Annotated in this window: 3 protein-coding genes and 2 pseudogenes; 2 read left to right on the top strand and 3 right to left on the bottom strand. The window is 69.7% G+C overall.

Annotated elements, in window-relative coordinates; genetic code table 11:
• The first annotated feature begins 164 nt into the window (after positions 1-164).
• Positions 165-614, top strand: coding sequence for a hypothetical protein (locus ACGF0D_RS43780; RefSeq protein WP_392926108.1), 450 nt, complete (start codon positions 165-167; stop codon positions 612-614).
• A 597-nt stretch (positions 615-1,211) separates the two neighbouring features.
• Here the strand turns inward: ACGF0D_RS43780 and ACGF0D_RS43775 are convergent.
• Both ACGF0D_RS43775 and ACGF0D_RS43770 read right to left on the bottom strand, forming a co-directional pair.
• Complete coding sequence (locus ACGF0D_RS43775) at positions 1,212-3,734, bottom strand: DUF6185 family protein (protein WP_392926106.1); 2,523 nt, start codon at positions 3,732-3,734, stop codon at positions 1,212-1,214.
• 104 nt (positions 3,735-3,838) lie between these two features.
• The gene (locus tag ACGF0D_RS43770; protein WP_380421674.1) at positions 3,839-4,225 is read right to left on the bottom strand and encodes a hypothetical protein; all 387 of its coding nucleotides are present in this window, start codon (positions 4,223-4,225) and stop codon (positions 3,839-3,841) included.
• 324 nt (positions 4,226-4,549) lie between these two features.
• Between ACGF0D_RS43770 and ACGF0D_RS43765 the strand changes: the two are divergent.
• Positions 4,550-4,798: pseudogene (locus ACGF0D_RS43765) on the top strand (transposase); the annotation flags it as partial.
• A gap of 37 nt (positions 4,799-4,835) precedes the next feature.
• On the opposite strand, the pseudogene ACGF0D_RS43760 reads toward ACGF0D_RS43765, so the two are convergent.
• Positions 4,836-6,251: pseudogene (locus ACGF0D_RS43760) on the bottom strand (hypothetical protein); the annotation flags it as partial.

The raw sequence follows: 6,251 nt of genomic DNA, 5'->3' as shown, positions 1-6,251 counted from the left end.
ACGAGTGCGAGCAGGCGTACTGGACGAGACTGGAGCAACACCCGCAAGTCGCTTGATCACACGATCGCGGACTCCACGAAAGTCGGGGCAGCTCAGAGATCCGCACCAAGACCGCGTACCTTCTCGGCTGGTTCCCCGAGGAGGCCGACACCACCCTGCCCCCGTTGCTGGCCTGCCTCGACAGCGAGCGGAACCCGGTATGCGCCGCCACGGTCCTCGTCGCGGTCGGGCTGCTCGCCGACCACGACCCGGACGGCCGGCTCCGACGTCACCTTGACCACGGGCACCCCCTGCTGCGGTGGGCCGCTGCCACCGCCCTGGTCCGCCTGCTGGCCGCGCGCCCGACCGCCGCGCTCGGCCTGCCGTCGGCGGAGCGCATCGCAGCCGAGCTGGCCGCCTTCGGCGCCGGACCGGCCCCTGCGCCCGCCACCGCCCACCATGCGGGCGACCTGCACAGCTACACCGTCCGCAGCCTGATGTGCCTGATGGGCGCCGCCGAGGATCCGGACGGGGTCCTTCTGGAGATCGTCCGCGCTCTGCCCCGTGTCGAGGAGACCGGAGTCGTGCCCCGCCCGCTGGCGGTCCGCGCCGGGGCTGCTGGAGGCCCTGTTTGAACCTGCGGACACCGCACCGGTGTTCGCCGGGCTCTCCCCCGGGCGCCGAGAACTGCTGAGCGTCCTGGCCGCGCTGTTGACCGCCGCGGACTTCCAGTCCTGCCCGTTCGGCTCCGACCTTTACGAGCGGTTCACTCGGTACGGCCTTCCCGGTACCCGCCCCGCCCTACGCGCCTACGTCGGACTGCCCACCGATGACGAGGACCCCAGCGCCCCCCTCCCCGACCCCTGGGAATCATTCCGCAATGGCAGGCTGATGAGCGAGAGACGCGGTGCGGAGTAGAGGAAGTCGCGGGCGTCGGGCAGGTCCGGTGCCCAGCCGTAGCGGGCCGTGCGACGCGTGGTCGGATGTGGCATGGCACTCCTGTCGGATCGGTCTGTCAGCGCGCGATCGGTGACCGGGCGCGGGTGTACCGTCTGTATCCAGACCATGCCGAGGTCAACCGCTCTCGGACACGCATCCCTCGGGCAGGTCAGTACCGACCGCCGCGCGGTCGCAGACCGGAGAACCTCCGAGTGCTCGACGTGGACGTGCTCGTGATCCCCGGCAGCGCCGAACTCCACGAGCGGGTCCGGACTTGGCGGGAGCGCCTGAACTCAGAATTTCATGGTCCGAATATCGGGGCCGATGAAGAACTTCGCGATCGCGATCAGCACGGCCAACTGGGCCAGTACGTAGGCGATCTGCGCGGAGAAGCCGCGGAGCTGGTAGATCGAGAGCAGCAGTCCGAAGCGGCTGGGCCACAGACGCCGCTCGGCGCGGAAGGTGTCCGCGTCCATGGCGAGGCTGGTGAGGGTCAGCACCAGGAGCATCTGGCAGATGGCGATGGCCCAGTTGCCGAGTGGCTGGTCGGTGAGGAGGTTGCCCAGGATGCCCAGGAGGATCAGCAGGGTGTAGACGGCGGTCAGGCTCAGGGCGCGTGTCGGACCGCGGCGGCCGGGCAGCAGGCGCCAGAGCGCTCCCAGCACCAGGCCCGCGCCTGCCGCGGTGAGCTCCCAGAGCAAGAACTGCCGGATCATCTCGGGTGCCCCGAAGGAGTCCTGCGCGGTGTGCATCCACTGAGTTTGCTCCCCCTGGTAAAAGAACCAGAGGATGAGGAGAGTGCCGGGAAGGCCGAAGGCGGCCGCCAGCAGGGCGGCCCTGCGGGCGTTCTCCCACCACCTGGCATGCGGGCCCCAACTCAGGGCGATGTCCATGACCGTGAACTGGCCGGGCAGCCAGGGCCGTGCCGTGTTGGTGGTTCTGGTCGGCGACCGCCAGCGGTGCAGCCCGCTCAGCTCCCGTTCGACCGCGTGCCGTTCCTTCTCCGCCGCATGTCTGCTCGCGGCTCCCTCGCTCTTCCCCGGCTCCATGTCGCGGAGCTCGTCGGTCAGCTCCCGGTAGCGGCGTGCACGCGCGATGAGGTCGGAGTGGCCCGCCTCCGTGATCGCTTCGCTCAGCCTCGGAGTGTCCCCGCTTCCCTCAAGGTGTTGGGCCAGGACCGCCCACCGCTTCCCGACCGCCAACAGGGCGTAGAACGCGGCGATGTCCAGGACGAGCCAGAGGACAGCCCCTGCCTGGCTGCCTGCGTACGAGCCCTGGCGGTAGGCGACCACGACGGCGAAGAACACGGCGAGCAGGAGGCAGTCCAACCTGGTGGGATCCGCGCACGGCACGGGGAACGCCAAGTCCCTGGCCCGTAGCAGGGCCACGATGGCGATGCCGGTCACCACCCAGGTCCCGGCGACGCACCATACGGGAACCTGGATGGTGTAGGACACCAGATGCTCGCTCAGGAAGGCGCGGTGCAGCCAACCGTACTCCTGCACGGTGCGGTCGCTCAGCCAGCTGGCCCGCTCCCACCCGCGGTCCTGGGTCCACCACTCCCATCCCAGCAGAAGGACGGTGATCACGGCCAGGACCGACCCGAGGCGGCGCAGCCGCCAGGGTGACGCCGGTGTCCGGATCAGTCCGCCCTCACACGCGAGCCGCCGGATCCACAGGGCCAGGCCGGCCAGCCACAGCCACAGGAGCGCCGCGGTCATGGCCACCAGCGGGGCGAAGCTGTGGACGGACCCGGTTCCGGGGGAGGAGATCTTCTGGGGAAGGCCGAACAGGGACGGCCAGCCGGCTACCAGGCCGCCGACCGCCGCCACCAGCGAGGCGGCCAGCAGCACCGACCTCTTCGGACGGGCGGTGGCCGTCAACGCCCAGCCGACCAGAACCCCGATCAGGATCCTCCAACGGTCCTGACCGAGGAGTGTGTACTGCGGTGGCAGGAACGTCAGGCTGATGACGGCGCTGACCAGACCCCACTGCAGCAGGACCGTGCTGCTGCGGATCTCGAGCCCGGTGGCCTCGATGTGGGCCGGCCGGCGACGGGCTCGTAGAGCGGCCAGCGCGACGATGGCGGACATGACCACCCACCAGGCGGCCATCCCGATCTTGTTGCTGACGAGAAATGCGCTCTTGCCGCTCACCGCCGCCCATGCGCGCTGCCACGGGGGAGCCACCCGAATCGTCAGCAAGGAGCTCGCCTCCTGAGGCCGGACAGGGTCGCCCCACCGCATGGTCCCGTGGCCGGCGGTCGAGGGTTCGGGCGCCACGCTGGATGCCTCCAGGCCGCCCAGATCGACCACGACCGAGTCCCAACCGGCCCCTGCCAGAGCCGTCGGCGGAACGAGGGACAGCTTCCACTGGCCCGGGTGCACATCGACTTCCCACGGCCCGACGCGGAACATGCCGGGTTGGTCGAACCAGAAGATCGTCGGGTACTCGACCTCGACCCAGTCAGGCTCGACGCTCACCGCCGGATTGGACGAACGCCACTCGCGTGCGCGCAGGTACTGTTGCGGGGGCCGCCCCGTCTCCTGCTCGTCGCGCAGGAGACAGCGCATCGCATCGCGGTAGGCAACAGAACTCTTCTGCAGCAGCAGGCCCTCGGCGTACTCCCAGGACCGGGGTACGCGGACGGTCATGACTCCCCTGCCCTCGACCGTGTTGTGGGCGTGGTTGGCGAGTCTGAGTTCGACGTTCAGACGGGCCCCGGTCAACTGCTCCGCATGACAGCTGCTCGCGAACGGGGAATCCGCTCGGGCGGGCTGTCCGCCCCAGAGAAGCAGGAAAGCCAGCAACGGCACGGCGCACAGTCCCCACCGGTACGGCGCGGCGCGGGGGACTCTTGTGTTGCGACCGTGCGACGGTGGTGAGGTGTTCGTGTTCACCTCACCGCCGTCCTCGTTCTTCAACGCGCGGTGCTCCTGCTTCCCGGGCACCCGCTGATCGGACTGCACTGCAGGATCACCTGGTAGGCGTGGCTCTCGACCTCACCGCTGCCGCGTCCGGTCTTCACGAACCGCCACTGCGAGGGCTTGGTGTGACCGGTCGCGTCCGCCTTGTCGACCCGGATCTGGAGCGTGCGTGCCGCGAGGTCATGGGTCTCGACCAGGACCTCGTCGCCCGCGACCGGAAAGTGCTCGTGCAGCAGGCACAGGCCGAAACGGTCGAGATTCCCGTGCTTTTCCAGCACATCCACGAGATCGCGCACGAACTGACTGTCCTGCGGACCCAGTCCCTTGGCTTCCTCGAACTTCGGAAGCGGCTGCCCGGGAGCGGTCTCCGGATTTCCCATGAATTGTTCCTCGATGTCATCTGAGTGGATTTCGGAAGCTTAGGTTCGAGAGCGAACGGCTGCAAGCCGACACCCCGGAGCGATGCCGGCAACCCGGCGGCCCCTACTCCGGGCGGCCGAATAACGGGTGCCGGCCAGTTGCCGTGGCAAGGTGCTGCACAGCTGGGAGGCGTCCGACGAGCCGCACTTCTCGCAGGGGGGCGAGCACCAGGCCGACGGCGGAGTGGTCCGCGGTGAGCGGCCCCGGTATGCCGGCATCCACACTCGTCGGGGTCGAGCGTGGATGCCGGTGAAGCGTTCGACTGTTCAGATGTGCCGGTCCCGCAGTACGCGGCCGAGCACGACTGGCTTACCGTCTTCCAGCTGCCCTCGTACGCACCGGACCTCAATCCGGTCGAAGGCCTCTGGTCACTCCTGCGGCGCGGCCCGATGGCGAACACCGCCTTCACCGACGCCGACCACCTCGCTCGCACCCTCCGCCGAGGACTGCGACACGTCCAGCTCCAGACAGCCCTTATCGAGGGATGCCTGGCCGGCACCGGCCTGTCACTCGATCCACCGACCCCGCCCTGAAAACCTCAGTAGTTCTGTAGAACGGGCAGTTCTCGGATCAGGATCGGTCGTCGGCCCCGGCCTCCGCCGGACGTGCGAGGTGTTCCTGGAGCCGGGCGTGGCGGAACTGGAAGACCGCTCCGGCCTGGCGCAGGACGCCCCGTTCCTGGTGGGCGTCCTCCAGGAACGCCATCGCCCGCCAGGGCAGCCGCCCGGTCAGCGGCAGCCAGACGTGCGCGAAGACTACCCACTCGCCCCAGGCCGTCAGGGAGAGGACCCCTCCGAGACCTCCCGCGAGCGCCGTGAGGAGTCCGACCCGGATGTCCCACACCAGGTCCGATCTGATCGCGACGCCCCAGAAGGAGCCTCCGAGGAGCCCGATGATGCGCCTGAACCCGACGATCACGGTGACTCCGGCCAGGGGCCCGAACAGGAGCAGCTGCACGAGCGCGTTGTTCCGGTCGGTGGCCAGCAGATCACGGGGCCGAACGGCGGAGTCGGTGTCGATTGGAGCCTCCAGCCAGGCCGCGAGCCCGCTTACGAGCGCGAACGCGAGCGCGAACTGAGCGCCGTACACCATCATGGTCACCAGTCCGACCTCGAACCAGCGCGGGTCCCCGGCCCCCTTGCCCCACAGCCCAAGCGCGAGCCCGATCCCGGCTCCGCCCGCGAACCCCGCGAGGATCCCGGTTTTGACTTGCTTGAGGACGTCGCGGACGGACCTGGTGCGCGGCCATCCTCTCCGGCCGCGAATGCCGATCCGCATCCGCGAGGGCTCCACCGCCGCTCCCGCGAACGCCAGACGGATCCGGTGGGCGAGGCCGAAGACCAGCGCGGCCGCAAGCCCGTTGACGAGGGCGTCAACGAGCCCGACCAGGAGTCCTTCCCCGAGCCTGGTGGGGAAGTCCCCGCCGGGACGGTTCGGGAAGAGGGTGAAGTAGGCGGAGTCCACGAGGAAGGCGACCGCCCCGGCGCACGTCCCGGCCGCACAGCCGATCACGGTCATCCGGGCCGACGGGTGCATGGTCGTGCCCAGTTCCCACCATTTGAGGTCAGTTTGCTCGCGCTTCGTGAGGTGCCGGGCGAGATGGCCGAGCCAACGGGCCGCCCGTTCGGCCTCCCGGGGCCCGTGCCCCCTGGCCCACCTGCGCGGCGCCCTGCGGTCGGGGTGCGGAGAATCCTGCGGATCACTCGGGTAGACCGCCGGCACGAGCGAGTCCAGCAGGTGCTGCTCGATCTTCTCGAAGGTCGGGAAGGCGTCCCAGTCCGCGAGATCGCCGGGACTCCTGTCCTGGTCCAGGTCCTCGTGGACCTTGCCGCACAGCCACAGCAGGAGCGGAACCGACAAGGCCTGGGCCGCGGGGCCGTCCGGGTCCCGGGTCACGGCGTCGGTGAGCGGCCGCCAACGGTCCTCCTGCTGCGGGGTGGCGTTGTGGAGCAGATAGCCCGCGACCGCCTCCGCCGTCAGCGGCCG

Origin of the sequence: Kitasatospora sp. NPDC048298 (genome assembly GCF_043201465.1) — a bacterium.
Taxonomy (GTDB): domain Bacteria; phylum Actinomycetota; class Actinomycetes; order Streptomycetales; family Streptomycetaceae; genus Kitasatospora.
This window is presented reverse-complemented; position numbering and strand designations above follow the sequence as displayed.